Origin of the sequence: Enterobacter cloacae complex sp. P47BA (assembly GCF_014930485.1) — a bacterium.
Classification (GTDB): Bacteria; Pseudomonadota; Gammaproteobacteria; order Enterobacterales; family Enterobacteriaceae; genus Enterobacter; species Enterobacter bugandensis.
Window position 1 is genome coordinate 1 of sequence record NZ_JADBRF010000032.1, and the last position, 26,132, is coordinate 26,132.

General features: G+C 50.8%; 47 protein-coding genes. 7 read left to right on the forward strand and 40 right to left on the reverse strand.

What is annotated here, in order from left to right:
- The first annotated feature begins 244 nt into the window (after positions 1 to 244).
- Positions 245 to 799 (forward strand): gamma carbonic anhydrase family protein, encoded by a 555-nt coding sequence (locus IM299_RS21995; protein ID WP_028014623.1) that lies wholly within the window; start codon positions 245 to 247, stop codon positions 797 to 799.
- Here the strand turns inward: IM299_RS21995 and IM299_RS22000 are convergent.
- Genes IM299_RS22000 through dprA form a run of 6 tightly spaced genes read right to left on the reverse strand, consistent with a single transcriptional unit; the run spans position 775 to position 4,558 of the window.
- On the reverse strand, positions 775 to 1,023 hold the full coding sequence (locus tag IM299_RS22000; protein ID WP_028014624.1) for a DUF1488 domain-containing protein: 249 nt from the start codon (positions 1,021 to 1,023) through the stop codon (positions 775 to 777). The genes IM299_RS21995 and IM299_RS22000 overlap by 25 nt on opposite strands.
- The gene (gene aroE / locus IM299_RS22005) at positions 1,020 to 1,838 is read right to left on the reverse strand and encodes a shikimate dehydrogenase (protein WP_028014625.1); all 819 of its coding nucleotides are present in this window, start codon (positions 1,836 to 1,838) and stop codon (positions 1,020 to 1,022) included. Before aroE ends, IM299_RS22000 begins: the two co-directional genes overlap by 4 nt.
- A 4-nt stretch (positions 1,839 to 1,842) precedes the next feature.
- Complete coding sequence (gene tsaC / locus IM299_RS22010; protein ID WP_045630331.1) at positions 1,843 to 2,415, reverse strand: L-threonylcarbamoyladenylate synthase type 1 TsaC; 573 nt, start codon at positions 2,413 to 2,415, stop codon at positions 1,843 to 1,845.
- Positions 2,408 to 2,962 carry a type I DNA topoisomerase gene (locus tag IM299_RS22015; protein WP_060571878.1) on the reverse strand — a complete coding sequence of 185 codons (555 nt, stop codon included), beginning with the start codon at positions 2,960 to 2,962 and terminating at the stop codon, positions 2,408 to 2,410. Before IM299_RS22015 ends, tsaC begins: the two co-directional genes overlap by 8 nt.
- A gap of 26 nt (positions 2,963 to 2,988) precedes the next feature.
- Complete coding sequence (smg, locus tag IM299_RS22020) at positions 2,989 to 3,462, reverse strand: DUF494 family protein Smg (protein WP_008503477.1); 474 nt, start codon at positions 3,460 to 3,462, stop codon at positions 2,989 to 2,991.
- Positions 3,434 to 4,558 carry a DNA-protecting protein DprA gene (dprA, locus tag IM299_RS22025; RefSeq protein ID WP_059355522.1) on the reverse strand — a complete coding sequence of 375 codons (1,125 nt, stop codon included), beginning with the start codon at positions 4,556 to 4,558 and terminating at the stop codon, positions 3,434 to 3,436. The genes smg and dprA overlap by 29 nt, the downstream gene beginning before the upstream one ends.
- A gap of 128 nt (positions 4,559 to 4,686) precedes the next feature.
- On the opposite strand from dprA, the gene def reads away from it, so the two are divergent.
- The 5 genes from def (at position 4,687) to mscL (ending at position 9,462) form a co-directional block, all read left to right on the forward strand.
- Positions 4,687 to 5,196, forward strand: coding sequence for a peptide deformylase (gene def / locus IM299_RS22030; RefSeq protein ID WP_006812188.1), 510 nt, complete (start codon positions 4,687 to 4,689; stop codon positions 5,194 to 5,196).
- Between the two features lie 25 nt (positions 5,197 to 5,221).
- A complete protein-coding gene (gene fmt, locus IM299_RS22035) occupies positions 5,222 to 6,169 on the forward strand; it encodes a methionyl-tRNA formyltransferase (protein WP_193358108.1) in 948 nt (315 codons plus the stop codon).
- A gap of 52 nt (positions 6,170 to 6,221) precedes the next feature.
- Positions 6,222 to 7,508 carry a 16S rRNA (cytosine(967)-C(5))-methyltransferase RsmB gene (gene rsmB / locus IM299_RS22040; RefSeq protein ID WP_193358109.1) on the forward strand — a complete coding sequence of 429 codons (1,287 nt, stop codon included), beginning with the start codon at positions 6,222 to 6,224 and terminating at the stop codon, positions 7,506 to 7,508.
- A gap of 22 nt (positions 7,509 to 7,530) precedes the next feature.
- On the forward strand, positions 7,531 to 8,907 hold the full coding sequence (trkA, locus tag IM299_RS22045; protein WP_014885463.1) for a Trk system potassium transporter TrkA: 1,377 nt from the start codon (positions 7,531 to 7,533) through the stop codon (positions 8,905 to 8,907).
- Positions 8,908 to 9,051: 144 nt separating this feature from the next.
- Positions 9,052 to 9,462: a large-conductance mechanosensitive channel protein MscL gene (mscL, locus tag IM299_RS22050; RefSeq protein ID WP_028014631.1), complete on the forward strand. Its 411-nt coding sequence runs from the start codon at positions 9,052 to 9,054 to the stop codon at positions 9,460 to 9,462.
- Here the strand turns inward: mscL and IM299_RS22055 are convergent, their stop codons facing one another.
- The 31 genes from IM299_RS22055 to rpsJ form a co-directional block, all read right to left on the reverse strand.
- Positions 9,463 to 9,678, reverse strand: coding sequence for an alternative ribosome-rescue factor A (locus tag IM299_RS22055; protein WP_045630326.1), 216 nt, complete (start codon positions 9,676 to 9,678; stop codon positions 9,463 to 9,465).
- 57 nt (positions 9,679 to 9,735) lie between these two features.
- On the reverse strand, positions 9,736 to 10,161 hold the full coding sequence (gene zntR / locus IM299_RS22060) for a Zn(2+)-responsive transcriptional regulator (RefSeq protein ID WP_047363713.1): 426 nt from the start codon (positions 10,159 to 10,161) through the stop codon (positions 9,736 to 9,738).
- Positions 10,162 to 10,163: 2 nt separating this feature from the next.
- On the reverse strand, positions 10,164 to 10,532 hold the full coding sequence (locus IM299_RS22065; protein WP_045630324.1) for a DUF1992 domain-containing protein: 369 nt from the start codon (positions 10,530 to 10,532) through the stop codon (positions 10,164 to 10,166).
- Between the two features lie 107 nt (positions 10,533 to 10,639).
- On the reverse strand, positions 10,640 to 11,023 hold the full coding sequence (gene rplQ, locus IM299_RS22070) for a 50S ribosomal protein L17 (RefSeq protein WP_001216368.1): 384 nt from the start codon (positions 11,021 to 11,023) through the stop codon (positions 10,640 to 10,642).
- A 40-nt stretch (positions 11,024 to 11,063) separates the two neighbouring features.
- Positions 11,064 to 12,053 (reverse strand): DNA-directed RNA polymerase subunit alpha, encoded by a 990-nt coding sequence (rpoA, locus tag IM299_RS22075; protein WP_002919219.1) that lies wholly within the window; start codon positions 12,051 to 12,053, stop codon positions 11,064 to 11,066.
- Between the two features lie 25 nt (positions 12,054 to 12,078).
- The gene (gene rpsD / locus IM299_RS22080) at positions 12,079 to 12,699 is read right to left on the reverse strand and encodes a 30S ribosomal protein S4 (RefSeq protein WP_004868345.1); all 621 of its coding nucleotides are present in this window, start codon (positions 12,697 to 12,699) and stop codon (positions 12,079 to 12,081) included.
- A 32-nt stretch (positions 12,700 to 12,731) separates the two neighbouring features.
- The gene (gene rpsK, locus IM299_RS22085; RefSeq protein WP_003863312.1) at positions 12,732 to 13,121 is read right to left on the reverse strand and encodes a 30S ribosomal protein S11; all 390 of its coding nucleotides are present in this window, start codon (positions 13,119 to 13,121) and stop codon (positions 12,732 to 12,734) included.
- A gap of 16 nt (positions 13,122 to 13,137) precedes the next feature.
- The gene (gene rpsM / locus IM299_RS22090; RefSeq protein ID WP_013099021.1) at positions 13,138 to 13,494 is read right to left on the reverse strand and encodes a 30S ribosomal protein S13; all 357 of its coding nucleotides are present in this window, start codon (positions 13,492 to 13,494) and stop codon (positions 13,138 to 13,140) included.
- A gap of 146 nt (positions 13,495 to 13,640) precedes the next feature.
- Positions 13,641 to 13,757, reverse strand: a complete 117-nt coding sequence (gene rpmJ, locus IM299_RS22095) for a 50S ribosomal protein L36 (protein ID WP_000868187.1) — start codon at positions 13,755 to 13,757, stop codon at positions 13,641 to 13,643.
- Positions 13,758 to 13,788: 31 nt separating this feature from the next.
- Positions 13,789 to 15,120: a preprotein translocase subunit SecY gene (secY, locus tag IM299_RS22100; protein ID WP_003863305.1), complete on the reverse strand. Its 1,332-nt coding sequence runs from the start codon at positions 15,118 to 15,120 to the stop codon at positions 13,789 to 13,791.
- 7 nt (positions 15,121 to 15,127) lie between these two features.
- Positions 15,128 to 15,562 (reverse strand): 50S ribosomal protein L15, encoded by a 435-nt coding sequence (rplO, locus tag IM299_RS22105; RefSeq protein ID WP_014885468.1) that lies wholly within the window; start codon positions 15,560 to 15,562, stop codon positions 15,128 to 15,130.
- A gap of 3 nt (positions 15,563 to 15,565) precedes the next feature.
- The gene (gene rpmD, locus IM299_RS22110; protein ID WP_003863301.1) at positions 15,566 to 15,745 is read right to left on the reverse strand and encodes a 50S ribosomal protein L30; all 180 of its coding nucleotides are present in this window, start codon (positions 15,743 to 15,745) and stop codon (positions 15,566 to 15,568) included.
- A gap of 6 nt (positions 15,746 to 15,751) precedes the next feature.
- Positions 15,752 to 16,252 carry a 30S ribosomal protein S5 gene (gene rpsE, locus IM299_RS22115; RefSeq protein WP_003863299.1) on the reverse strand — a complete coding sequence of 167 codons (501 nt, stop codon included), beginning with the start codon at positions 16,250 to 16,252 and terminating at the stop codon, positions 15,752 to 15,754.
- A gap of 14 nt (positions 16,253 to 16,266) precedes the next feature.
- On the reverse strand, positions 16,267 to 16,620 hold the full coding sequence (gene rplR / locus IM299_RS22120; protein WP_003863297.1) for a 50S ribosomal protein L18: 354 nt from the start codon (positions 16,618 to 16,620) through the stop codon (positions 16,267 to 16,269).
- Between the two features lie 9 nt (positions 16,621 to 16,629).
- Complete coding sequence (rplF, locus tag IM299_RS22125) at positions 16,630 to 17,163, reverse strand: 50S ribosomal protein L6 (protein WP_003863296.1); 534 nt, start codon at positions 17,161 to 17,163, stop codon at positions 16,630 to 16,632.
- 12 nt (positions 17,164 to 17,175) lie between these two features.
- Entirely contained in the window at positions 17,176 to 17,568 is a 393-nt protein-coding gene (gene rpsH, locus IM299_RS22130) for a 30S ribosomal protein S8 (RefSeq protein WP_006178918.1), read from the reverse strand.
- 30 nt (positions 17,569 to 17,598) lie between these two features.
- On the reverse strand, positions 17,599 to 17,904 hold the full coding sequence (rpsN, locus tag IM299_RS22135; RefSeq protein WP_003863291.1) for a 30S ribosomal protein S14: 306 nt from the start codon (positions 17,902 to 17,904) through the stop codon (positions 17,599 to 17,601).
- A gap of 14 nt (positions 17,905 to 17,918) precedes the next feature.
- A complete protein-coding gene (gene rplE, locus IM299_RS22140) occupies positions 17,919 to 18,458 on the reverse strand; it encodes a 50S ribosomal protein L5 (protein ID WP_001096202.1) in 540 nt (179 codons plus the stop codon).
- 14 nt (positions 18,459 to 18,472) lie between these two features.
- Positions 18,473 to 18,787 carry a 50S ribosomal protein L24 gene (gene rplX / locus IM299_RS22145; protein WP_003863287.1) on the reverse strand — a complete coding sequence of 105 codons (315 nt, stop codon included), beginning with the start codon at positions 18,785 to 18,787 and terminating at the stop codon, positions 18,473 to 18,475.
- A 10-nt stretch (positions 18,788 to 18,797) separates the two neighbouring features.
- Entirely contained in the window at positions 18,798 to 19,169 is a 372-nt protein-coding gene (gene rplN, locus IM299_RS22150) for a 50S ribosomal protein L14 (protein WP_002919748.1), read from the reverse strand.
- Positions 19,170 to 19,335: 166 nt separating this feature from the next.
- Positions 19,336 to 19,590: a 30S ribosomal protein S17 gene (rpsQ, locus tag IM299_RS22155; RefSeq protein ID WP_008503489.1), complete on the reverse strand. Its 255-nt coding sequence runs from the start codon at positions 19,588 to 19,590 to the stop codon at positions 19,336 to 19,338.
- Positions 19,590 to 19,781, reverse strand: a complete 192-nt coding sequence (rpmC, locus tag IM299_RS22160) for a 50S ribosomal protein L29 (RefSeq protein ID WP_003863282.1) — start codon at positions 19,779 to 19,781, stop codon at positions 19,590 to 19,592. Before rpmC ends, rpsQ begins: the two co-directional genes overlap by 1 nt.
- Entirely contained in the window at positions 19,781 to 20,191 is a 411-nt protein-coding gene (gene rplP / locus IM299_RS22165) for a 50S ribosomal protein L16 (RefSeq protein WP_002919759.1), read from the reverse strand. The genes rpmC and rplP overlap by 1 nt, the downstream gene beginning before the upstream one ends.
- A gap of 12 nt (positions 20,192 to 20,203) precedes the next feature.
- Entirely contained in the window at positions 20,204 to 20,905 is a 702-nt protein-coding gene (gene rpsC, locus IM299_RS22170) for a 30S ribosomal protein S3 (protein WP_000529945.1), read from the reverse strand.
- 17 nt (positions 20,906 to 20,922) lie between these two features.
- Entirely contained in the window at positions 20,923 to 21,255 is a 333-nt protein-coding gene (gene rplV, locus IM299_RS22175) for a 50S ribosomal protein L22 (protein ID WP_002919773.1), read from the reverse strand.
- A gap of 14 nt (positions 21,256 to 21,269) precedes the next feature.
- Positions 21,270 to 21,548 carry a 30S ribosomal protein S19 gene (rpsS, locus tag IM299_RS22180; protein ID WP_001138117.1) on the reverse strand — a complete coding sequence of 93 codons (279 nt, stop codon included), beginning with the start codon at positions 21,546 to 21,548 and terminating at the stop codon, positions 21,270 to 21,272.
- A gap of 16 nt (positions 21,549 to 21,564) precedes the next feature.
- Complete coding sequence (gene rplB, locus IM299_RS22185) at positions 21,565 to 22,386, reverse strand: 50S ribosomal protein L2 (protein WP_000301859.1); 822 nt, start codon at positions 22,384 to 22,386, stop codon at positions 21,565 to 21,567.
- Between the two features lie 17 nt (positions 22,387 to 22,403).
- On the reverse strand, positions 22,404 to 22,706 hold the full coding sequence (rplW, locus tag IM299_RS22190) for a 50S ribosomal protein L23 (RefSeq protein WP_000617546.1): 303 nt from the start codon (positions 22,704 to 22,706) through the stop codon (positions 22,404 to 22,406).
- Entirely contained in the window at positions 22,703 to 23,308 is a 606-nt protein-coding gene (gene rplD, locus IM299_RS22195; protein WP_000424395.1) for a 50S ribosomal protein L4, read from the reverse strand. The genes rplW and rplD overlap by 4 nt, the downstream gene beginning before the upstream one ends.
- A 10-nt stretch (positions 23,309 to 23,318) precedes the next feature.
- Positions 23,319 to 23,948 (reverse strand): 50S ribosomal protein L3, encoded by a 630-nt coding sequence (rplC, locus tag IM299_RS22200; protein WP_003863274.1) that lies wholly within the window; start codon positions 23,946 to 23,948, stop codon positions 23,319 to 23,321.
- Between the two features lie 32 nt (positions 23,949 to 23,980).
- Positions 23,981 to 24,292 (reverse strand): 30S ribosomal protein S10, encoded by a 312-nt coding sequence (gene rpsJ / locus IM299_RS22205; protein ID WP_001181005.1) that lies wholly within the window; start codon positions 24,290 to 24,292, stop codon positions 23,981 to 23,983.
- Between the two features lie 381 nt (positions 24,293 to 24,673).
- On the opposite strand from rpsJ, the gene IM299_RS22210 reads away from it, so the two are divergent.
- Positions 24,674 to 25,147, forward strand: a complete 474-nt coding sequence (locus IM299_RS22210) for an A24 family peptidase (protein WP_126818827.1) — start codon at positions 24,674 to 24,676, stop codon at positions 25,145 to 25,147.
- On the opposite strand, the gene bfr is transcribed toward IM299_RS22210, so the two are convergent.
- The 3 genes from bfr to IM299_RS22225 all read right to left on the reverse strand — a co-directional run.
- The gene (bfr, locus tag IM299_RS22215; protein ID WP_028014636.1) at positions 25,131 to 25,607 is read right to left on the reverse strand and encodes a bacterioferritin; all 477 of its coding nucleotides are present in this window, start codon (positions 25,605 to 25,607) and stop codon (positions 25,131 to 25,133) included. The genes IM299_RS22210 and bfr overlap by 17 nt on opposite strands.
- 72 nt (positions 25,608 to 25,679) lie before the next feature.
- Positions 25,680 to 25,874 (reverse strand): bacterioferritin-associated ferredoxin, encoded by a 195-nt coding sequence (bfd, locus tag IM299_RS22220; RefSeq protein ID WP_003863268.1) that lies wholly within the window; start codon positions 25,872 to 25,874, stop codon positions 25,680 to 25,682.
- A 176-nt stretch (positions 25,875 to 26,050) separates the two neighbouring features.
- Positions 26,051 to 26,132, reverse strand: an 82-nt coding sequence (locus IM299_RS22225) for a hypothetical protein (RefSeq protein WP_000340867.1), incomplete at its 5' end; no start/stop codon positions are given.

Here is a 26,132-nt window from a genome sequence, read left to right on the forward strand (position 1 = left end):
TTTTTCTCTTCAACCGACCGGGTTAACTGTGAAGTGATTCACATCCGCCGTGTCGATGGAGGCGCATTATAGGGATCCCAATTTTTAGCACAAGTGTTTTTTAGATCTTTTTTTTCGACTGCTGATTTTCCGCGCTTTTCGCTGAAATCCCGCCCGTTCTGCTTAAATATTGACGCATTTTGCCTTGCCTCGATCCAATAATATGATCAAGTCTTCCGTATAGCGCTCATCCTTAGAGGTAGTTATGTCTGCAGTGTTACGCCCTTATAAAGATCTGTTCCCCCAAAAAGGCGATCGCGTGATGATCGATGCCACCAGCGTGGTCATTGGTGATGTCCGAATGGCCGATGACGTCAGTATCTGGCCGCTCGTCGCCATCAGGGGAGATGTAAATTATGTGTCGATCGGTGCCCGTACCAATATTCAGGACGGTAGCGTTCTGCATGTTACGCACAAATCCTCTTATAACCCGGAGGGCAATCCCCTCATCATTGGAGAAGATGTTACCGTCGGACATAAAGTGATGCTTCACGGCTGCACTATCGGTAATCGGGTGCTTGTTGGCATGGGATCGATTTTGCTGGATGGCGTGATAGTAGAAGAAGACGTAATGATTGGGGCCGGTAGCCTGGTTCCGCAGAACAAACGTCTGGAAAGTGGTTATCTCTATCTGGGAAGCCCGGTAAAACAGATCCGCCCCCTGAAGGAGGCAGAGATCGAAGGATTAAAATACTCGGCGAACAACTACGTAAAATGGAAGAATGACTATTTGGATCAGGATAACCAAACCCAACCCTGATCGTCTTCCTGCTGCTCGCGGATTAAATCGCTGGCTTCCTCTTCCAGATCCCAGCGATTTTCGCAAAAAACGGCTATCGGGTCTGTGCCGCCAAAACGATGTAACAGCGCTTCTCCATGGATGGCACAGGTAAGCTGCATACCCTGCACCAGCACCGGAAAACAGACCGCCTGCTTATGCTCATCCCAGCTCTCTCTGTCCGGGAAATGAATAGCCTGATTCACGCCGAAAGCTCCTGCTTTAGCTTTTCAATGACCGGCTCGACTGCAGGCAACACCCCGTGCCAGAGCAGTACCGCATGCGCAGCCTGCCCCACCAGCATTCCCAGCCCATCGGCTAACTGTTTCGCACCGTGTTGTTCGCACCAGTTCAGGAAGGGCGTATTCCCTTTCTGATAGAACATGTCATAGAAGTACATGTGCGCGCTGACCAGCGAAGCGGGGATCGCCGGGATCTCGCCACTGATGCCGCTGGATGTGGCATTAATGACAAGATCGAACTCACGTTCGGCAAGATCGTCAAGCGCTACCGCACTTACGCTGCCGGTATGCGCAAACAACGCCGCCAGCGCTTCTGCCCGGGAAAAAGTTCGGTTGGTAATGGTCACCGCACAGTCCAGAGAAAGCAGAGGTAACAGTACTCCCCGCGATGCGCCACCCGCACCAATCAGCAGGACCCGGAACCCAGGTTTAATAAACGACAGTCGTTCCAGATCGCTCAGCAAACCTATTCCGTCGGTGTTGTCGCCCAGAAGACGTCCGTCCTCAAGCCGTTTTAGGGTATTTACTGCACCAGCAAGAGAAGCGCGCTCGGTCAGTTCATCAGCACGTTCGAAAGCTTCCTCTTTAAAAGGAACCGTCACATTCGCACCTTTGCCACCTGCTGCGAAAAAAGCCTCAAGCGTTGGAATAAATGCATCTACCGGTGCCAGTACGCGGCCATAGGGATGATTTATCTGCAGCTGCTCCGCAAATTGCTGATGGATCAGCGGTGACTTGCTGTGTGCGATCGGATTACCAAAAACAGCATAGGTTTCCATGAGATTACCCCTGGCGAAAACGTTCGCCGGTCAAAGCGTCGCGAATTTCAGACGGATTCAGGCGTCCTCCCGTCTCTCCAACAGCAACCGGGAAGTCATTTCCGAACTGTGCCAGCACTTCTTCAGTTGTACGACAAGGTGGCAATCCGGTCAGGTTGGCGCTGGTTGAGACCAGCGGTTTACCAAATGCCAGGCAAAGCTCAACCACCAGAGGATGATCGGTGACGCGAACGGCGAGGGAATCAAAGCGTCCGGTCAGCCAGCGCGGTGTTGTCGGCTGCGCCGGGAAAACAAAGGTCACCGGTCCTGGCCATGCGGAGAAAATAGTCTCGCGCTGCGCCGGTGTCAGCATAGAGTCATCAATGTAGGGCTTAAGCTGCTCGTAATTCGCAGCTATCAAAATCAACCCTTTCTCTACGGGTCTTTGTTTTAAGGCAAGCAGGCGGCTCACAGCCGTCTCGCTGTCAGGATCGCAACCGACCCCAAAAACAGCTTCAGTTGGATAGGCGATGACTTTTTCATTTTTCAGCACGTCCACAGCATGCGCAATGGAGCCTGATGGCAGGTTATTATTCACTATTTTGATCCGCCGTTACCGGCTTTCCACATTGTTTGCTGGCGCAGAAGCGTTTCACACCTTGCGCCGTTTTCTTCTCGATAAGTAGCGGATAGTTGCAATGAGTGCAGACGCCCGCTACCGGTTTGAAATTGATAACGAACTGGCATTCAGGGTAGCGATCGCAGGAATGGAAGGTCTTACCATAGCGGGAACGGCGCTGTACCAGCTGACCGCGCTGACACTGAGGACACGCAATCGCCGTTTCATCAGGCTTATCAATTTGTTCCGTATGCTCACATTCCGGATAACGGCTACAGCCAATAAACATGCCGAAACGGCCCTGACGTAGCGCTAGTTCACCACCACAAAGAGGACATAGCTGTCCTTCCAGAATTTTGACGATATGTCCATCCGCCTGGCTTTTCAGAGGACGGACATAATCACATTCCGGATAGTGTGAACAACCGAGAAACGGGCCGTGTTTCCCGGACCGAATAACAAGTTCAGCCCCGCACTGCGGGCAGGGCTCATTTTTATGCACCGTGAATAGTGCTGATTTGGCCATAACAACTCTTGGTGCTACACATAGAATTAATGCAGCATACCTTCATTCACTTCAAAGAGTAATTCTTCCATTTGCTGATAGGCATTTTCACAGCCCGGGATATTAAACAGAACCATCAGAATCACCCATTTCAGATCTTCCAGTTCAAATTCTGCCGTATCCAGCGCCATGACACGCTCTATCACCATTTCTCTCGTTTCGAGGTTCAGCACCTGAATCTGCTCAAGGAATAAGATGAATCCCCGGCAGCTGGCGTCCAGCCTTTCACACTCTTCTGCGGTATAAATGCGTACTGACAACGGGTCAGAAGCAAGCTGCATCGGTTCGGCGAGGCCTTCCTGATAATCAGCCAGTTTTTCCAGCCACATCAACGCATTATAGATATCTTCCCGCTCAAACCCCGCATCGGTAAGATCCTGTGTCAATTTGTCCTGATCCACTCGCATTTCTGCTTCGTTATGGATGTAAGTCTCAAACAAATACATCAGTACGTCGAACATGGCATGCCCTCCTTAATCGGACATAGCCGCCGGGTACAGCTGCGATCCACCCTGCTAACTCCAGTTCGAGTAGCTGTGCTACCGTTACTGGCACAGGTTGGCCGGCACGTTCAGCGACAACGTCAACAGGTGTTACCTCATCTCCTACGTTAGCCAGGAGCTTGGGAAATGGCAATGCCACCTTTCCCTGATCTGATGAATAATGTCGCTTTTCGGGATCTTCCTGCAGACATTGCAAGCCATATTGCAAATTTTCAAGAATGTCCCGCGCTTCTGTTACCGGCGTCGCACCCTGCTTTATCAGCCAGTGTGGTCCTTCACACCCCGGGTTACCAATCGGGCCGGGTAAGGCGAAAACCTCCCTCCCCTGATCGAGCGCGCATCGTGCAGTGACCAGCGAGCCGCTTCGCACTGCCGCTTCAACGACCAATACACCCTGGCTAAGCCCGCTGATGATTCGATTACGACGCGGAAAGTTTGCCGGCCGGGGCTGCGCCGAAAGAGGGAACTCAGACACTATCGCCCCGTCAGCTTCGATAAGCCGCATAGCCAGCGCCTGATGCCGACGGGGATAAATGCTAAACAGGCCGTTCCCCAGTACGGCCACGCTACGCCCTTTTACAGACAGCGCGGCGTTGTGAGCAACACCATCTATACCGCAGGCCAGTCCGCTGGTGATTGTGAAACCACTTTGCGAAAGTTGTTCGCACAGAATTTTCCCCCATCGTTCTCCATACCATGACGGCGCACGGCTACCTACGACCGCCAGCTGGGCAGCATTAAGCGTTTCAGGGTTACCTTTTACGAATAATGCACCGGGATAATCAGGAATTGCTCGAAGTAAAGGAGGATAAAGCGGATGGGTTGCCGTCAATAAATGATTTCCCGGCTGCTCAAGCCACACCAGACTACGCTCCAGCTCACCCTCATCTGGGGCAAAGAACCGTTCAGCCTGTTTTGCTGACAGCCCGGCGTCTCTGACAGCGGAAGCATCGATATTTTTTTGCTTGTGCAGCCGTGCAGCCGCTTCCAGCATTCCATCGCCACATAATGAACCTGTGTGTATTAGCCGTAGCCATATCTCGATAGACGTCATCCTTTCCCCCTGCCATAAGCGGCCTGCGCAATCATTGCGATTGGTCACTGATGCTGTCAATCGACCCGGGATTTGTCTAGAATAGAAGTAATATTCTTATCAACTCCTGAACACGACTCTGGAAATTTATGGCAGTTTTGCAAGTGTTACATATTCCGGACGAGCGCCTTCGCATCGTCGCTGAACCGGTTAAAGAAGTGAATGCAGAAATCCAGCGTATCGTTGATGATATGTTCGATACCATGTACGCCGAAGAAGGCATTGGCCTGGCGGCGACGCAGGTAGACATTCACAAACGTATTATCGTGATCGACGTTTCTGAAAATCGCGATGAGCGTCTGGTGCTGATCAACCCTGAATTGCTTGAGAAGAGCGGTGAAACGGGCATTGAGGAAGGTTGTCTTTCTATTCCGGAACAGCGCGCTTTGGTGCCACGTGCCGAAAAAGTGAAAATTCGCGCTTTGGATCGTGACGGTAATCCGTTCGAACTGGAAGCAGATGACCTGCTGGCAATTTGCATTCAGCATGAGATGGATCACCTGGTCGGTAAGCTGTTTATCGATTACCTCTCGCCGTTGAAACAGCAGCGTATTCGTCAAAAAGTAGAGAAACTGGATCGTTTGCGCTCTCGCGCATAACGTCCCCCCGGATACAAGGATCATCGTGTCTAAAACACTACGTATTATCTTCGCGGGAACCCCTGATTTTGCAGCGCGTCATCTTGACGCGCTGTTATCTTCTGGTCACCAGGTTGTCGGCGTCTTTACCCAGCCGGACCGTCCAGCTGGACGCGGTAAAAAACTGATGCCGAGCCCGGTAAAGGTGCTGGCAGAAGAGCATGGGCTTCCTGTTTTCCAGCCCGCATCCTTACGCCCTCAGGAAAATCAGCAGCTGGTTGCTGACGTGAACGCCGACGTAATGGTCGTGGTGGCTTACGGTTTAATTCTGCCAAAAGCGGTGCTTGATATGCCTCGCCTGGGTTGTATCAACGTGCACGGCTCCTTGCTCCCGCGCTGGCGTGGTGCGGCACCTATCCAGCGCTCCCTGTGGGCGGGGGATGCTGAAACCGGCGTCACAATCATGAAGATGGACGTAGGTTTAGACACTGGCGACATGCTGCATAAACTGGCGTGCCCTATTACTGCAGACGATACCAGCGCTACGCTGTATGACAAACTTGCAGGCCTCGGTCCGCAAGGGCTTATCGAGACGCTGCAGCAGCTTGCTGACAATACGGCGAAACCGGAAGTTCAGGATGAGGCGCTGGTGACGTATGCTGAAAAACTGAGTAAAGAAGAAGCCCGGCTCGACTGGTCCTTGTCTGCCGCTCAACTTGAACGCTGCATCCGCGCTTTTAATCCGTGGCCGATGAGCTGGATGGAGATTGATGAGCAGCCAGTGAAAGTCTGGAAAGCGTCAGTCATTAATGGCAATACGGCTGCTGAACCCGGCACGATTATCGACGCCAGCAAGAACGGTATCCAGGTTGCGACAGCAGAAGGGATCCTGAATCTTGAATCGCTGCAACCGGCCGGTAAGAAAGCCATGAGCGCTCAGGATCTATTAAATTCCCGTCGCGAATGGTTTATACCGGGTAATCGTCTTGCCTAATCCAATATATGCTTAAAGCCCGGTGTTTCCGGGCATTTTTATTTTTATAGTTATGAAAAAACAAAATCTACGCAGTATGGCGGCCAAAGCCGTTGAGCAGGTTATCGAGCAGGGCCAGTCATTGAGTAACATCCTGCCTCCCCTGCAACAAAAGGTATCTGATAAAGACAAAGCTCTGCTCCAGGAACTCTGCTTTGGTGTCCTGCGCACCCTTTCTCAGCTTGAGTGGCTCATTAATAAGCTGATGTCGCGCCCAATGACAGGCAAACAGCGCACCGTACATTATTTGATTATGGTGGGGTTTTATCAGCTTCTTCATACCCGCATTCCACCTCACGCCGCGCTGGCTGAAACGGTGGAAGGTGCCGTTGCGATTAAACGCCTTCAGTTGAAAGGGCTGATCAACGGCGTACTGCGTCAGTTCCAGCGTCAGCAGGATGAGCTACTGGCTGAATTTGCACAAAGCGAAACACGTTTTCTGCACCCGGACTGGCTGCTGAATCGCCTTAAAAAAGCGTATCCGCAGCAATGGCAAAACATTGCCGAAGCGAATAATCAACGCCCACCGATGTGGTTACGCGTCAACCGTAATCACCACACCCGTGACGCATGGCTGGCATTACTGGAAGAAACCGGAATGAGTGGATTCACGCATGCAGCCTATCCGGATGCCGTGCGTTTAGCCTCCCCTGCACCGGTACATGCTTTACCTGGTTTTGATGAAGGCTGGGTGACCGTACAGGATGCCTCGGCTCAGGGTTGCATGACCTGGCTTGAACCAGCAAACGGGGAACAGATCCTCGATCTTTGCGCCGCGCCTGGCGGAAAAACAACGCACATTCTTGAAGTGGCTCCGCAGGCCAGCGTAATGGCCGTGGATGTCGATGAGCAGCGCCTGTCACGCGTCTACGACAACCTCAAGCGTCTGGGCATGAAGGCTCAGGTTAAGCAGGGCGACGGACGCAAGCCCGCAGAATGGTGTGGTGAAACCCAGTTTGACCGCATTTTGCTGGATGCGCCCTGCTCTGCAACAGGCGTGATTCGTCGCCATCCGGATATCAAGTGGCTGCGCCGCGATCGCGATATCAAGGAACTTGCCCAACTGCAATCGGACATACTTGATGCAATCTGGCCACATCTTAAACCCGGCGGCACGCTGGTGTATGCAACCTGCTCCGTACTGCCAGAAGAAAACAGCCAGCAAATCGCGGCCTTCCTTAAACGTACCCCGGACGCAGCGCTGCGCGATACGGGAACGCCTGAATGCCCGGGTCTGCAAAACCTGCCGGGCGCGGAAGAAGGCGATGGCTTCTTTTACGCTAAGCTAATCAAAGAGTGATGTTGAGAACAGGTCACGAGATATGAAAATTATCATTCTGGGCGCAGGACAAGTGGGCGGAACGCTGGCGGAAAACCTGGTTGGCGAAAACAACGACATCACAATCGTTGATACCAACGGGGATCGTCTGCGCGTTTTACAGGACAAATTTGACCTTCGCGTTGTGCAGGGCCATGGCTCACACCCGCGCGTGCTACGCGAGGCAGGCGCCGACGATGCAGACATGCTCGTTGCGGTGACCAGTTCTGACGAAACCAATATGGTGGCCTGTCAGGTGGCCTACTCGCTTTTCAACACCCCTAACCGAATCGCGCGCATCCGTTCTCCGGACTATGTCCGCGATGCTGAGAAGCTCTTTAATTCAGAAGCGGTTCCTATTGACCATCTCATCGCGCCAGAACAGCTGGTTATCGACAATATCTATCGTCTGATCGAATATCCAGGCGCACTGCAGGTGGTGAACTTTGCCGAAGGTAAGGTCAGTCTTGCCGTCGTTAAGGCCTATTACGGCGGCCCGTTGATCGGCAATGCGCTTTCCACAATGCGTGAGCACATGCCGCATATCGATACGCGCGTCGCCGCCATTTTCCGCCACGACAGACCTATTCGTCCTCAAGGCTCCACGATTGTCGAAGCGGGGGATGAGGTCTTCTTCATTGCGGCCTCTCAGCATATTCGTGCGGTGATGAGTGAGTTGCAGCGTCTCGAAAAGCCTTATAAACGCATTATGCTGGTCGGCGGTGGCAATATCGGCGCGGGCCTGGCGCGAAGGCTGGAAAAAGACTACAGCGTGAAATTGATCGAGCGCGATCAACAGCGTGCTTCTGAGCTGGCGGAAAAACTGCAAAATACGATCGTATTTTATGGCGACGCGTCGGATCAGGAATTATTGGCTGAAGAGCATATTGATCAAGTTGATCTCTTTATTGCCGTCACGAACGATGACGAGGCGAATATTATGTCCGCCATGCTCGCCAAACGTATGGGAGCAAAGAAGGTCATGGTGCTTATCCAGCGCAAGGCGTATGTCGACCTGGTTCAGGGCAGCGTTATTGATATTGCCATTTCACCGCAGCAGGCGACCATTTCCGCTCTGCTGAGCCATGTACGTAAAGCGGACATTGTCGGCGTTTCATCTCTGCGTCGCGGGGTGGCAGAAGCCATTGAAGCGGTAGCTCATGGAGATGAAACCACGTCACGCGTTGTGGGCCGCGCCATCGACGAAATTAAGCTGCCGCCGGGCACTATTATCGGCGCCGTAGTGCGCGGGAATGACGTTATGATCGCCAATGATAATTTGCGTATTGAGCAAGGCGACCACGTAATTATGTTCCTTACCGATAAAAAATTTATTACCGACGTCGAACGTTTATTCCAGCCTAGTCCATTCTTCCTTTAATACGTCGGGGCTCTCAATAGAGCCCCCGCACTTTACCCTCTTTATTTCTGTGCCTTTTATTTTCATAACGTTTAATTATCCCGAATGGCAATTGGCTAATCATTTGTTAAACTTATAGTCGTCAGCTGGCACAAGGAGAACATAATGAGTTTTATTAAAGAATTTCGCGAATTTGCGATGCGCGGGAACGTGGTTGATTTGGCAGTGGGTGTCATTATTGGTGCGGCATTCGGCAAGATTGTTTCATCATTAGTAGCGGACATCATCATGCCACCTTTAGGGCTGCTAATCGGGGGCATTGATTTCAAACAGTTCGCGTTCACGCTGCGTGAAGCCCAGGGTGATATCCCGGCAGTTGTAATGCACTACGGCGTGTTTATCCAGAACGTATTTGATTTCGTGATTGTGGCGTTTGCTATCTTTATGGCTATCAAGCTGATTAACCGGCTCAACCGTAAAAAAGAAGAGCCTGCAGCAGCGCCTGCACCAACGAAAGAAGAAGTGTTACTGAGTGAAATTCGCGATCTGTTAAAAGAGCAGAATAACCGCGTTTAATCAGCAGTTAAAAACAGGAAGGCCAGTGGTAAATAAGCGATTCGCTTGCTTGCCACTGGCCTCCCAGTTACCCCGTTTTGCATGTTTGTCTTTACGCAGATAACTCCCCTTTCCTTTTTTATTCTTTTCAACGCGCTGTCGAAAAAGCGGGTCGTGAAGTAAAGCCTCGATGGCATTATCTTTAATTTGTCCCTTCGTGTGCTGATAGCGGCTCATAATTTCTCCTGAGCATGGTTTATGACGACGGAAGTCTAGACCCGAGTAGATTAAAAATCAACATCCCCGAGTTTCTCCACTGGCTCCCTGTTCAAGGGCTTCCAGAATTGAACAATAAATACTGCTATGAGCCGTTCCGCAGCAGGCATCATTTAACCTTTGCAAAGAGCGCTGCATGGCTTGCAGTTCCAGAATACGGGCTTCAACTTCATCAAGCCGGGCTTGCACGATGCTTTTGGATTCCTGACAAGTGTGATGCTCAGGATCGATACGGATCGATAATAACTCGCGGATCGAATCGAGCGTGAAGCCAAGCTGTCGGGCGTAGCGTATGAATCTCAGACGTTGCAGATCGTTATCGGTATAAAGCCGAAAGCCGCCTTCCGTGCGTACCTCATGATCGATCATCTGCTGCTTTTCGTAATATCGGATAGTGTCCGGCGTTACGTTCGCGAGCTTTGCAAGTTCACCGATACGGTACATCGCTACTCCTCGTTTATCTTCTTCATCAATATTTCACCGTATTCCCCATGCAGGAATTCCGTGCTCATTCCTGCCTGGCGCAGCTTGAGCTCTATCAGAGCAAGCCTGCGGCTAAGTTCTTTATGTCGAGGATCGTCCTGACGGATCCCTTTTAGCAGATCGACAAGTTCAACAGCCTCTCTGCGCTGCTCAAGCTCGGGCGGGAGGCAGCCAGCATTTTTTAGCAAACGGTATCCAGCCCGGAGTTCAGGCGCAATATGCGAATCATCTTCAAGTTCAAGAGGTTCGCCGCTCCCGGGAAGATTGTCGAAATCGCCTTTATTTTGGGCATCGCGAATATGGCGTTCTGCCCATTGATCAAGCAACCACATCATCAGCTCCAGGGGATGAACAAAATTGATACAGGTATTGTAGAGAAGTGGGGATAATGCGGATATAAAAAAACCCGCCGAGGCGGGTTTTTTTACGTTACTGCAGATTACTCTGCAGCAGCTTCTGCTTTCTCTGAACGATCAACCAGCTCGATGTAAGCCATCGGCGCGTTGTCGCCTGCACGGAAACCACACTTCAGAATGCGAGTGTAACCACCGGCACGGCTCGCGAAACGCGGGCCCAGTTCGTTAAACAGTTTTGCCACGATCTCGTTATCACGAGTACGGGCGAATGCCAGACGACGATTAGCAACGCTGTCAGTCTTGGCAAGAGTAATCAGCGGCTCAACTACGCGACGCAGCTCTTTCGCTTTAGGCAGGGTCGTCTTGATGATTTCATGACGAACCAGTGAACCTGCCATGTTGCGGAACATAGCCTGGCGATGGCTGCTGTTGCGGTTCAGTTGACGACCACTCTTACGATGGCGCATGACCTTATCCTTCTCAGTAAAACCTTAACCTGTGATCCGGTTACTCGTCAGCAATGCTTGCCGGTGGCCAGTTTTCCAGGCGCATGCCCAGAGACAGACCACGTGAAGCCAGCACGTCTTTAATCTCGGTAAGAGATTTTTTACCCAGGTTCGGCGTTTTCAGCAACTCAACCTCGGTACGCTGTACCAGATCACCGATATAGTGGATAGCTTCTGCCTTGAGGCAGTTAGCAGAGCGGACAGTCAATTCGAGATCGTCAACAGGGCGCAGCAGGATCGGATCGAATTCTGGTTTCTCTTCTTTCACTTCTGGCTGACGTACATCACGTAAGTCAACGAAAGCTTCCAGTTGTTCTGCCAGGATGGTTGCCGCACGACGAATCGCCTCTTCAGGATCGATTGTGCCGTTGGTTTCCATTTCGATGACCAGCTTGTCCAGGTCGGTACGCTGTTCTACACGCGCTGCTTCAACATTGTAGGCAATACGCTCTACAGGGCTGTAGCATGCGTCGACCAGCAGACGGCCGATTGGGCGCTCATCTTCTTCCGAATGAATTCGGGCAGAAGCCGGCACATAACCACGACCGCGCTGAACTTTGATACGCATGCTAATAGCTGCGTTCTCATCGGTCAGGTGGCAGATCACGTGCTGCGGCTTGACGATTTCAACATCACCGTCGTGGGTGATGTCGGCTGCAGTCACAGGGCCAATGCCAGATTTATTCAGAGTAAGAATAACTTCATCTTTACCCTGAACTCTCACCGCCAGCCCTTTCAGGTTGAGCAGGATTTCAAGGATATCTTCCTGAACGCCTTCTTTGGTGCTGTACTCATGAAGTACACCATCAATCTCAACCTCGGTCACCGCGCAACCCGGCATCGATGAGAGCAGAATACGGCGCAGTGCGTTACCCAGAGTATGGCCAAAGCCACGCTCTAAAGGCTCAAGGGTCACCTTGGCGTGCGTCGAACTCACTTGCTCGATATCTACCAGGCGCGGTTTTAGAAACTCTGTCACAGAACCCTGCATTGTGTCCTCTCTTTGGTACTAAGCTTTACTTGGAGTAAAGCTCGACGATCAGGTGTTCGTTAATGTCCGCAGACAGATCAGAACGCTCAGGCTGACGCTTGAACGTACCTTCCATCTTGCCAGCATCAACTTCCAGCCAGGTTGGCTTTTCACGCTGCTCAGCCAGCTCCAGAGCGGCCTTCACGCGAGATTGCTTTTTCGCTTTCTCACGAATGCTAACAACGTCATTCGCTTTAACCTGATAAGAAGCGATGTTAACAACACGACCGTTTACCATGATTGCTTTGTGGCTAACCAGCTGACGTGATTCAGCACGAGTAGCGCCGAAGCCCATACGGTATACAACGTTGTCCAGACGACCTTCCAGCAGAGCCAGCAGGTTTTCACCTGTGTTGCCTTTCAGACGTGCTGCTTCTTTATAGTAGTTACGGAACTGACGCTCCAGCACACCGTACATACGGCGAACTTTTTGCTTTTCACGCAACTGCACACCATAGTCAGACAGACGCGGTTTACGCGCACCGTGCTGGCCAGGAGCTTGTTCAATTTTACACTTGGTATCGATCGCGCGAACGCCAGACTTAAGGAATAAGTCGGTGCCCTCACGACGGCTCAGCTTGAGCTTAGGACCCAAATATCTTGCCATTTTCTATCTCCAACTAACCTAAAAAACGAGCGTTATACGCGACGTTTTTTCGGCGGACGACAACCGTTATGAGGGATCGGAGTCACATCAGTAATATTCGTGATGCGGAAACCAGCGGCGTTCAGAGCGCGAACAGTAGATTCACGACCCGGACCCGGACCTTTAACCATAACTTCCAGATTCTTGATGCCGTATTCTTTTACGGCTTCAGCGCAACGCTCTGCTGCAACCTGAGCTGCGAACGGAGTGGATTTGCGAGAACCACGGAAACCGGAACCACCGGCTGTTGCCCAACCCAATGCGTTACCCTGACGATCAGTAATAGTAACGATGGTGTTGTTGAAAGAAGCATGGATATGAGCCACGCCGTCAGAGACTTGTTTTCTTACACGTTTACGTGCACGAACTGGTGCCTTTGCCATTATTCAATCACCCCGATTATTTCTTGATCGGTTTGCGCGGACCCTTACGGGTACGTGCGTTGGTCTTAGTACGCTGACCGCGCACTGGCAGACCACGACGATGACGCAAACCGCGATAGCAACCAAGATCCATCAGGCGCTTGATGCTCATGCTGATTTCACGGCGCAGATCACCTTCAACGACAAATTTGGCAACTTCGTCACGCAGCGTGTCGATTTGTCCTTCAGACAGCTCACTGATCTTAACATCTTCAGCGATACCCGCTGCAGCCAGGATGGCTTTAGAACGGGTCTTGCCGATGCCGTAGATCGAAGTTAATGCGATCACAGCATGTTTCTGATCAGGAATGTTAATGCCTGCTATACGGGCCACTATGCACTCCTACTATTTAATATGTACGCACCATGCTGAAAAGCCCGTTTTCAGGATACTCAAATGGAAACGTACAGACATACAAAAGATTGGCTGGCTAATCTAGCCAGCTCAACCCAACTTTGCAAGAAAAATATGCGAAATAATCAGCCTTGGCGCTGTTTATGCTTCGGCTCGGCACTGCAAATCACACGGATGACACCATCACGCTTAACGATTTTGCAGTTACGGCATAATTTCTTGACGGAAGCACGAACTTTCATTTTTACTCTCCGTAACTTCTCAGGCGACCAATTAGCGGCCGTAGCCTTTCAGGTTCGCCTTCTTCAATGCAGACTCATACTGACTGGACATCATCAGAGTTTGCACTTGAGCCATAAAGTCCATAATCACGACAACAACGATAAGCAGTGAGGTCCCACCGAAGTAGAACGGTACTTTCATTGCATCACGCATGAACTCCGGGATCAGGCAGATAAAAGTAATATAAAGCGCACCAACCAAAGTCAGGCGGGTCATTACTTTATCGATATACTTCGCCGTTTGCTCTCCCGGACGAATTCCTGGTACAAATGCACCGGACTTCTTCAGGTTATCTGCTGTTTCACGCGGGTTGAAGACCAACGCCGTGTAGAAGAAACAGAAGAAGATGATCGCAGACGCATAGAGTAACACATAAAGTGGTTGCCCAGGCTGCAAATACAGCGAAATTGTTGTCAGCCAGTTCCAACCAGTACCGCCCCCGAACCATGACGCGATGGTTGCCGGGAACAGAATAATACTGGAAGCGAAGATAGCCGGGATAACCCCCGCCATATTCACTTTCAGCGGTAAATGTGTGCTCTGTGCAGCATAGACACGACGACCCTGCTGACGCTTAGCGTAGTTCACCACAATGCGGCGTTGACCACGTTCAACGAAGACAACAAAGAACGTCACTGCAAATACTAATACTGCAACCAACAGCAACAGGAGGAAGTGCAGGTCGCCTTGACGCGCTTGCTCGATAGTATGGGCGATGGCCGGCGGGAGTCCCGCAACGATACCGGCGAAGATAATGATTGAGATACCGTTACCGATACCACGCTCAGTAATCTGTTCGCCGAGCCACATCAGGAACATCGTCCCTGTGACCAGACTAACAACAGCGGTGAAATAGAATGCAAAGCCTGGGTTTAATACCAGGCCCTGCATACCAGGCATATTCGGCAGACCGGTAGCAATACCGATCGACTGGAATATTGCCAGCACCAGAGTACCGTAACGGGTGTACTGACTAATCTTACGACGTCCAGACTCCCCTTCTTTCTTCAGCTCTGCCAGGGCCGGATGAACGACCGTCAGCAGCTGGATAATAATCGATGCCGAAATGTACGGCATAATACCCAGAGCAAAGATAGAAGCACGGCTGAGAGCACCACCAGAGAACATGTTGAACATTTCAATGATGGTGCCTCGCTGTTGCTCAAGCAGTTTGGCAAGTACAGCGGCATCGATACCAGGGATCGGAATAAAAGAGCCAATACGGAACACAATCAGCGCGCCGATAACAAACAGCAGTCTGCGTTTCAGCTCGCCAAATCCACCTTTGGCACTTTGAAAATCTAATCCCGGTTGCTTAGCCATCTGCTACTTATTCCTCAATTTTACCGCCAGCAGCTTCGATAGCAGCACGAGCACCTTTAGTAACACGCAGGCCACGAACAGTTACCGGAGTAGAAACTTCACCAGACAGGATCACTTTCGCGAACTCGATCTGAATACCGATAATGTTAGCCGCTTTCAGCGTGTTCAGGTCTACAACGCCGCCTTCAACTTTCGCCAGGTCAGACAGACGGATTTCCGCTGTGATCGCTGCTTTGCGAGAGGTGAAGCCGAACTTCGGCAGACGACGGTACAGTGGCATCTGGCCACCCTCGAAACCGCGACGTACGCCACCGCCAGAACGAGAGTTCTGACCTTTGTGACCACGACCACCGGTTTTGCCGAGGCCAGAACCGATACCACGACCCAGGCGTTTACCCGCCTTTTTAGAGCCTTCGGCCGGAGACAGAGTATTTAAACGCATCTCTTACTCCTCAACTTTAACCATGAAGTAAACCGCGTTGACCATACCACGAACAGCAGGAGTATCCTCGCGCTCAACGGTATGACCAATACGACGCAGACCCAGGCCAAGCAGCGTTGCCTTGTGTTTCGGCAGACGACCGATTGCACTGCGGGTTTGAGTGATTTTAATAGTCTTTGCCATGGTCAATTACCCCAGAATTTCTTCAACGGATTTACCACGCTTGGCAGCGACCATTTCTGGAGAATTCATATTTTCCAGGCCATCAATAGTTGCACGAACCACGTTGATCGGGTTGGTGGAACCATATGCTTTAGCCAGAACGTTATGAACTCCAGCAACTTCCAGAACGGCGCGCATTGCACCACCGGCGATGATACCGGTACCTTCTGAAGCTGGCTGCATGAATACACGAGAACCCGTGTGAACACCTTTTACTGGGTGCTGCAGGGTGCCGTTGTTCAGCGCGACGTTAATCATATTGCGACGGGCTTTTTCCATCGCTTTCTGGATCGCTGCTGGAACTTCACGCGCTTTACCGTAACCAAAACCAACGCGACCGTTACCATCGCCTACTACAGTCAGAGCTGTGAAGGAGAAAATACGACCACCTTTAACGGTTTTAGATACGCGGTTTACCGCGATCAGCTTTTCCTGCAGTTCGCCAGCCTGTTTTTCGATGTGAGCCATCTTACACCTCTACCTTAGAACTGAAGGCCAGCTTCACGGGCAGCATCTGCCAGTGCCTGGACACGACCATGATATTGGAACCCGGAACGGTCAAAGGAAACATTGCTGATGCCTTTTTCCAGAGCGCGTTCTGCAACAGCTTTACCTACAGCTGCAGCGGCGTCTTTGTTACCGGTGTACTTCAATTGTTCTGAGATAGCTTTTTCTACAGTAGAAGCAGCTACCAGAACTTCAGAACCGTTCGGTGCAATTACCTGTGCGTAAATATGACGCGGGGTACGATGTACCACCAGGCGAGTTGCACCCAGCTCTTTGAGCTTGCGGCGTGCGCGGGTCGCACGACGGATACGAGCAGATTTCTTATCCATAGTGTTACCTTACTTCTTCTTAGCCTCTTTGGTACGCACGACTTCGTCGGCGTAACGAACACCCTTGCCTTTGTAAGGCTCAGGACGACGGTAGGCGCGCAGATCTGCTGCAACCTGACCGATCAGCTGTTTATCAGCGCCTTTCAGCACGATTTCAGTTTGAGTCGGACATTCTGCAGTGATACCGGCCGGCAGCGGATGCTCAACAGGGTGTGAGAAGCCCAGAGACAGGCCTACTGCATTCCCTTTGATAGCTGCACGATAACCTACACCAACCAGCTGAAGCTTTTTAGTGAAGCCTTCGGTAACACCAACAACCATTGAGTTCAGCAGGGCACGCGCGGTACCAGCCTGAGCCCATCCATCCACGAAACCATCACGTGGACCGAAGGTCAGAGCGTTATCTGCATGTTTAACTTCAACAGCTTTGTTGAGGGTACGAGTCAGCTCGCCGTTTTTACCTTTGATCGTAATAACCTGACCGTCGATTTTTACATCAACGCCGGCAGGAATAACGACCGGTGCTTTAGCAACACGAGACATTCTTTCCTCCGATTAGGCTACGTAGCAGATAATTTCGCCACCAAGACCAGCCTGGCGCGCTGCACGATCAGTCATAACACCTTTAGAGGTAGAAACAACTGCGATACCAAGGCCAGCCATAACTTTTGGCAGCTCATCTTTTTTCTTATAGATGCGCAGACCTGGGCGGCTGACACGCTGAATGCTTTCTACAACAGCTTTACCCTGGAAATACTTGAGAGTAAGTTCCAGTTCCGGCTTGGTGTCGCCTTCAACTTTAAAATCTTCGATAAAACCTTCTTCCTTCAGCACGTTGGCAATTGCCACTTTCAGCTTGGCGGAAGGCATGGTGACCGCAACTTTGTTCGCGGCCTGACCGTTACGGATACGGGTCAGCATATCCGCGATCGGATCTTGCATGCTCATCTGTCTTTACTCCCGTGATTCAATTGGTAATTACCAGCTAGCCTTTTTCAAGCCTGGCACTTCACCGCGCATGGCGGCTTCACGCAGTTTGATACGGCTCAACCCAAACTTGCCCACATAACCATGTGGACGACCTGTTTGACGACAGCGGTTACGCTGACGAGACGGGCTGGAATCACGCGGCAGAGACTGCAGCTTGAGAACCGCATTCCAACGATCTTCGTCGGAAGCGTTCACATCAGAAATGATCGCTTTCAGTTCAGCGCGTTTAGCGAAGAATTTATCAGCTAAAGCTACGCGCTTTACTTCGCGTGCTTTCATTGATTGCTTAGCCATTCAGTAACCCTACCTTACTTGCGGAACGGGAAGTCAAAGGCAGCCAGCAGAGCACGGCCTTCTTCGTCAGATTTCGCAGTAGTGGTAATGGTAATATCCAAACCACGCACGCGGTCGACTTTATCGTAGTCGATTTCTGGGAAGATGATCTGCTCACGGACACCCATGCTGTAGTTACCACGACCGTCGAAAGACTTAGCGGACAGGCCACGGAAGTCACGGATACGTGGAACAGCAATAGTGATCAGGCGCTCAAAGAACTCCCACATGCGTTCGCCACGCAGAGTTACTTTACAGCCGATCGGATAGCCCTGACGGATTTTGAAGCCTGCAACAGATTTGCGTGCTTTGGTGATCAGCGGTTTTTGACCGGAGATTGCTGTCAGATCAGCTGCTGCGTTATCCAGCAGTTTCTTGTCAGCGATCGCTTCACCAACACCCATGTTCAGGGTGATCTTCTCGACCCGAGGGACTTGCATGACAGAATTGTAGTTAAACTCGGTCATGAGTTTCTTAACTACTTCGTCTTTGTAGTAATCATGCAGTTTCGCCATCGTACTACTCCAAATTACTTGATAGTTTCGCTGTTAGACTTGAAGAAACGGACTTTTTTGCCGTCTTCGAATCTAAAGCCTACACGGTCAGCCTTACCGGTAGCCGCATTGAAGATTGCAACGTTAGAAACCTGAATAGCAGCTTCTTTTTCAACGATGCCGCCTGGTTGGTTCAGGGCCGGAACCGGCTTCTGATGTTTCTTAACCAGGTTGATACCTTCAACGACAAGTTTGCCGGAAGACAGAACATTTTTTACTTTACCGCGTTTACCTTTATCTTTACCGGTTAACACGATAACTTCGTCATCACGACGGATTTTCGCTGCCATGATTCGCTCCTTAGAGTACTTCTGGTGCCAGAGAGATAATTTTCATGAACTTCTCAGTACGAAGTTCACGAGTTACCGGCCCAAAGATACGCGTGCCGATAGGCTGCTCGCTGTTATTGTTTAAAATAACGCATGCATTACCATCGAAGCGAATGACAGAACCGTCAGGGCGACGAACACCCTTCTTGGTGCGCACCACTACCGCCTTCAGCACATCACCTTTTTTGACCTTACCACGTGGAATTGCTTCCTTGATGGTGATCTTGATGATGTCGCCTACGCCTGCGTAGCGACGGTGCGAGCCACCCAGAACCTTGATACACATTACGCGACGTGCACCGGAGTTGTCGGCGACGTTCAGCATAGTCTGTTCTTGGATCATTTTAGTGCTCCGCTAATGTCAACTACTACCTGAGACTCTAAAATCAGAGCCGTTAAAAAGCCCCATATCGAGGGCGCGGCATTATAACACCGCTTCTGCAATATGGGTAGAAAAAATAAACGGCTCATCGCTGAGCCGTTTATTCGTATTGAGAAGGCGTACTGTATTACAGAACCGCTTTCTCTACAACGCGAACCAGCGTCCAGGACTTAGTCTTGGACAGTGGACGGCATTCACGGATTTCAACCTTGTCGCCGATACCACATTCGTTGTTCTCGTCATGTACGTGCAGTTTGGTCGTACGCTTGATGAATTTACCGTAGATCGGGTGTTTCACAATACGTTCGATAGCTACAACAATGGATTTCTCCATTTTGTCGCTAACAACACGACCTTGCAGAGTACGGATTTTATCGGTCATTACGCACCCGCCTTCTGAGTCAGTAAAGTCTTAACGCGTGCAACATTGCGACGCACTTGCTTCAGCAGGTGAGTCTGTTGCAGCTGGCCACTTGCAGCCTGCATGCGCAGGTTGAACTGCTCACGCAGCAGGTTCAGCAGCTCAGCGTTCAGCTCTTCAACGCTTTTTTCACGCAGCTCTTTTGCTTTCATTACATCACCGTCTTAGTTACAAAGGTGGTTTTGATAGGCAGTTTCGCTGCTGCCAGGCCGAAGGCTTCACGGGCCAGCTCTTCCGGAACACCGTCCATTTCATAAAGGACTTTGCCCGGTTGGATCAAGGCAACCCAGTACTCCACGTTACCTTTACCTTTACCCATACGAACTTCCAGTGGCTTCTCGGTGATCGGTTTGTCCGGGAATACACGGATCCAGATCTTACCTTGACGCTTAACTGCACGGGTCATTGCACGACGTGCTGCTTCGATCTGACGTGCAGTCAGACGACCACGGCCAACAGCTTTCAGACCGAAAGTGCCGAAGCTAACATCCGTACCCTGCGCCAGACCACGGTTGCGGCCTTTGTGCACTTTACGGAATTTTGTACGCTTTGGTTGTAACATCAGCGACGCTCCTTATTTACGGCCTTTACGCTGCTGCTTTTTAGGTTGAGCAGCCGGTTTTTCCGGTTGTTCAACAGCAGCCATACCACCCAGGATCTCACCTTTGAAGATCCATACCTTAACGCCGATTACACCGTAAGTGGTGTGCGCTTCAGAGGTGTTGTAGTCGATGTCAGCACGCAGAGTGTGCAGCGGTACGCGACCTTCACGGTACCATTCGGTACGTGCGATTTCCGCGCCGCCCAGACGGCCGCTAACTTCAACTTTGATACCTTTAGCGCCCAGACGCATTGCGTTCTGTACAGCACGCTTCATAGCACGACGGAACATAACACGACGTTCCAGCTGAGAAGTGATGCTGTCAGCAACCAATTTAGCGTCCAGTTCAGGCTTACGAACTTCAGCGATATTGATCTGTGCAGGAACGCCAGCGATATCCGCTACGACCTTGCGCAGTTTTTCTACGTCTTCGCCTTTCTTACCGATAACGATGCCAGGACGAGCAGTGTGAATAGTCACACGGATGCTCTTCGCTGGACGCTCGATAACGATACGAGATACAGACGCTTTAGCCAGTTCCTTAGTCAGGTACTGACGTACTTTAAAATCGCTGTCCAGGTTGTCAGCGAATTCTTTGGTGTTCGCAAACCAGGTAGAGTTCCATGGTTTTACAATACCCAGGCGAATACCATTAGGATGTACTTTCTGACCCATTGCTAGTCTCCAGAGTCTCAGCGATCGGACACAACCACAGTAATGTGGCTGGTGCGCTTCAGGATGCGATCTGCACGACCTTTCGCACGCGGCATAATGCGCTTCATGCTTGGGCCTTCATCTACGAAAATTTTCGCGACTTTCAGATCGTCGATGTCAGCGCCATCGTTGTGTTCAGCGTTAGCAATGGCAGATTCCAGTACTTTCTTGACCAATACCGCAGCTTTCTTGTTGGTATAGGTCAGGATGTCCAGGGCCTGCGACACTTTCTTACCGCGAATCAGGTCAGCAACAAGGCGAACCTTCTGTGCAGAAGAACGAGCATGGCGATGTTGAGCTAAAGTTTCCATCTCTTCCTCCTACCTTATTTCTTCTTCGCTTTTTTATCAGCAGCGTGGCCGCGATAAGTACGAGTCGGTGCGAATTCACCCAGTTTGTGACCAACCATTTCGTCGGTTACAAAGACTGGAACGTGCTGACGACCATTATGGACAGCGATGGTCAAACCGATCATGTTAGGAAAGATCGTTGAACGACGGGACCAAGTGCGCAGGGGCTTCTTGTCTCCGCTTTCCACCGCTTTCTCTACCTTCTTCAGCAAGTGCAGGTCAATAAAAGGACCTTTCTTGAGAGAACGTGGCATGGCTTATCCTCTAAAATTATTTGCTACGGCGACGTACGATAAATTTATCAGTACGCTTGTTGCTGCGGGTCTTCTTACCTTTGGTCTGAACGCCCCACGGAGTTACCGGGTGCTTACCAAAGTTACGACCTTCACCACCACCATGTGGGTGGTCGACTGGGTTCATCGCAGTACCGCGAACGGTAGGACGAACACCACGCCAGCGTGCAGCACCAGCTTTACCCAGAACGCGCAGCATATGCTCAGCATTGCCAACTTCGCCCAGAGTAGCGCGGCAGTCTGCTTCGACTTTACGCATTTCACCAGAACGCAGACGCAGGGTGACATAAGCACCGTCACGCGCAACGATCTGAACGTAAGTACCAGCGGAACGTGCCAGCTGACCGCCTTTACCTGGTTTCATTTCTACGTTATGAACGGTAGAACCAACCGGGATATTGCGCATCGGCAGGGTGTTGCCTGCTTTGATTGCAGCATCAACGCCAGACTGAATCTGGTCGCCAGCTTTCAGGCCTTTAGGGGCCAGGATGTAACGGCGTTCGCCGTCTTTGTACAGAACCAGCGCGATGTTCGCGGAACGGTTCGGATCGTACTCAAGACGTTCAACAACTGCTGGGATACCGTCTTTGTTGCGTTTGAAGTCAACAATACGATAAGCCTGCTTGTGGCCACCACCGATGTGACGAGTGGTGATACGGCCATTGTTGTTACGACCACCGGATTTGCTGTTTTTTTCCAGCAACGGAGCAAAAGGTTTGCCCTTGTGCAGCTCAGGGTTAACCACTTTAACTACGTGGCGACGACCCGGAGATGTCGGTTTACATTTAACAACTGCCATTGTATTACTCCTCCGACTTACTCAGCGCCGCCAACGAAGTCCAGGTTCTGGCCTTCTTTCAGGGTGACGTAAGCTTTTTTCCAGTCGCTACGACGACCGATACGCTGTCCGTGACGTTTAACTTTCCCTTTAACTACCAGGGTGTTAACGACTTCGACTTCGACTTCAAACAGTTTCTGCACAGCAGCTTTGATCTCTGCTTTGGTCGCGTCTTTAGCAACTTTGAGAACGATGGTGTTTGTTTTTTCCATCGCAGTAGACGCTTTTTCAGAAACGTGCGGTGCGCGAAGCACCTTCAGCAGACGTTCTTCACGAATCATGCCAGCATCTCCTCAACTTGCTTAACAGCATCAGCAGTCATTACGACTTTGTCGAAGGCGATCAGGCTAACCGGGTCGATACCAGTCGCATCGCGTACGTCAACCTTGTGCAGGTTACGTGCGGCCAGGAACAGGTTCTCGTCCAGCTCACCGGTGATGATCAGCACATCTTCCAGAGCCATGTCTTTCAGTTTCTGTGCCAGCAGCTTAGTTTTAGGCGCTTCAACAGAGAACTTCTCGACAACGATCAGACGATCCTGACGTACCAGTTCGGACAGGATGCTTTTCAGCGCGCCGCGGTACATCTTTTTGTTAACTTTTTGACTGTGGTCCTGTGGACGCGCAGCGAAGGTCACGCCACCTGAACGCCAGATCGGGCTCTTGATAGAACCTGAACGCGCACGGCCGGTACCTTTCTGGCGCCATGGCTTTTTGCCAGAACCAGTTACTTCAGCACGAGTCTTCTGAGCACGAGTACCCTGACGAGCACCAGCTGCATAAGCAACAACAACCTGGTGAACCAGCGCTTCGTTGAAATCACGACCGAAGGTAGTTTCGGAAACAGTCAGCGCGCTCTGCGCGTCTTTCAATACTAATTCCATTGCTATCCCCTTACGCCTTCACAGCTGGTTTAACGATCAGGTCGCTACCGGTTGCACCCGGGACCGCACCTTTAACCAGCAGCAGGTTGCGCTCAGCGTCAACACGTACTACGTCCAGGCTCTGAACGGTTACACGTTCGTTACCCAGCTGACCTGCCATTTTCTTGCCTTTGAACACTTTGCCCGGAGTCTGGTTCTGACCGATAGAACCCGGAACGCGGTGAGACAAGGAGTTACCGTGAGTAGCGTCCTGGGTACGGAAGTTCCAGCGCTTAACGGTACCAGCAAAACCTTTACCTTTAGAGGTACCGGTTACGTCAACTTTTTTAACGTCAGCAAACAGCTCAACGCTAATGTCCTGACCTACGGTGAACTCTTCGCCTTCAGCAAGACGGAATTCCCACAGACCACGGCCAGCTTCTACGCCAGCTTTAGCGAAGTGACCCGCTTCTGGTTTGGTTACACGGTTAGCTTTTTTAGCACCAGTGGTAACCTGAATAGCGCGGTAGCCATCGTTAGCCAGATCTTTAACCTGAGTAACGCGGTTTGCTTCAACTTCGATTACGGTTACTGGGATAGAAACGCCATCTTCAGTGAAGATGCGGGTCATACCCACTTTTTTACCGACTAAACCAATCATTGTTTCAACCTCTCAATCGCTCGATGACCTGATTAACCCAGGCTGATCTGCACGTCTACACCGGCAGCCAGATCCAGACGCATCAGAGCATCAACGGTTTTCTCAGTTGGCTCAACGATGTCAACCAGACGCTTGTGAGTGCGGATTTCGTACTGATCGCGCGCGTCTTTGTTGACGTGCGGGGAGATCAGAACGGTGAAGCGCTCTTTGCGGGTCGGCAGCGGGATCGGACCACGGACTTGCGCACCAGTGCGCTTAGCAGTCTCGACGATTTCCGCGGTTGATTGATCGATCAGACGATGATCAAACGCTTTAAGGCGGATACGGATTCTTTGGTTCTGCATGAGACCAGAGCTCCAATTATTTTATAAACGAAAATGATTACTCCTCAAACCCATTACGATTGATGGGAGAGTGTAACCGTTCTTACGTAGCCCCCCAATTGGGAGCATTGTTGAGTAACAAAATGAGCTACTCTGGTTCTGATTGAACCCGCCGTCAATTACGACAAGCCCGCGCATTATACGTAAATCAGAGAAAGACGCAAGTGCCGTTTAGAAATTAAGCGTCAAAGGCTCAGTATGCGTAGGACTGCGCAACTTTTTACGCCGTATATCCTTTCTGAATTTTTTTATTTGAAGCTGCTACGCAATTGCTGTTTTTGTGCGTTGCCGGACAGGCAGATTGTAACGAGTATGCGCTCAAAACCTTTTGAGGCCTTTTCCATGCTAACCACCCTCCCCTTCCTGATGATCTATTTTTCTCTGACGGCCCTACTCGTACGCGCTGATATTCGCGACGGTTTGCTGCCCGATAAATTTCTCTGCCCGCTGCTCTGGACGGGCCTGCTCTACCAGGTCTTTATCCATCCTGATTTTCTGCCGAGTGCCGTAATGGGGGCGGTGGCTGGATATCTTGGTTTTGCCTTGATTTACTGGGGCTATCGGCTTATCTGCCGGCGGGAAGGAATGGGATATGGCGATGTGAAGTATCTGGCAGGACTTGGTGCGTGGCATGGCTGGTGCATACTGCCTACGCTGGCGTTACTCGCCGCACTTATGGCGCTGCTTTGCATTCTTGTTTTTTCATTTCTCACCTCAGATAAAGGAGCATTAAAAAACCCACTGCCTTTTGGACCATTTCTGGCAGCAGCGGGTTTATGCGTTGGATGGGAAAATCTGATTAATTTTCCACTTTGATCTGAGACTGTAGGTAGTTCTGAAGGCCAATTTTGCTAATGAGATCCAGCTCGGTTTCCAGCCAGTCAATGTGGCCTTCTTCATCGGCAAGGATCTGGATCATCATATCGCGGCTCACATAGTCATGGACGCTGTCAGCATAAGCAATGGCTTCACGCAGATCTTTCGCACCTTCCAGCTCCAGCCGGAGGTCAGAACGCAGCATCTCTTCGACATCCTCACCGATGCCCAGCTTGCCGAGATCCTGCAGGTTTGGGATGCCTTCAAGGAATAAGATACGCTCGATGTATTTATCGGCGTGTTTCATCTCATCTATAGATTCATGGTACTCAACGTCATTCAGACGTGTCAGACCCCAGTTTTTAAACATTCTCGCGTGAAGAAAGTACTGGTTGATTGCGACAAGCTCATTTCCCAATAATTTATTGAGATAACTTATGATTTTAACATCACCTTTCATTATATAGTCCCTCCGCTTCCACTCATTGAAGCGTAGAACGGGCTACGGGGATGTCAAAAAAAAGATAGAGGCTTACGCGATCTCTTTGAATTCCGGGATCTGCATCAGTTCGTCCTGCATGATCTCACGCGCTGCGCGAACGCATTTACCGCATTGATTTCCCACCGGAACAAATTTGCGAAGCTGCTGGAAAGATTGTGGCTGAAACTGGCGAACGGCCTGACGAATTTTCTTGTCGCTTACACCATTACATAAACAAACGTACATAGAGACTCCCGTTCAAAATATGCGCAAAGTGTAAGTGAGAATGGTTATGATTACAATAGCACATACGCCAGGATACGGGCCGGGAGCGGTTAAAAAATGCGAAATTTTGTGACAAGGAAAGGTACAGAAAACAAAAAAGGACGCCGAAGCGTCCTTTTTTATTCAGGGATAATTAATTAGCCCAGAACTTTAGCAACAACGCCCGCGCCAACGGTACGGCCGCCTTCACGGATTGCGAAACGCAGACCGTCGTCCATC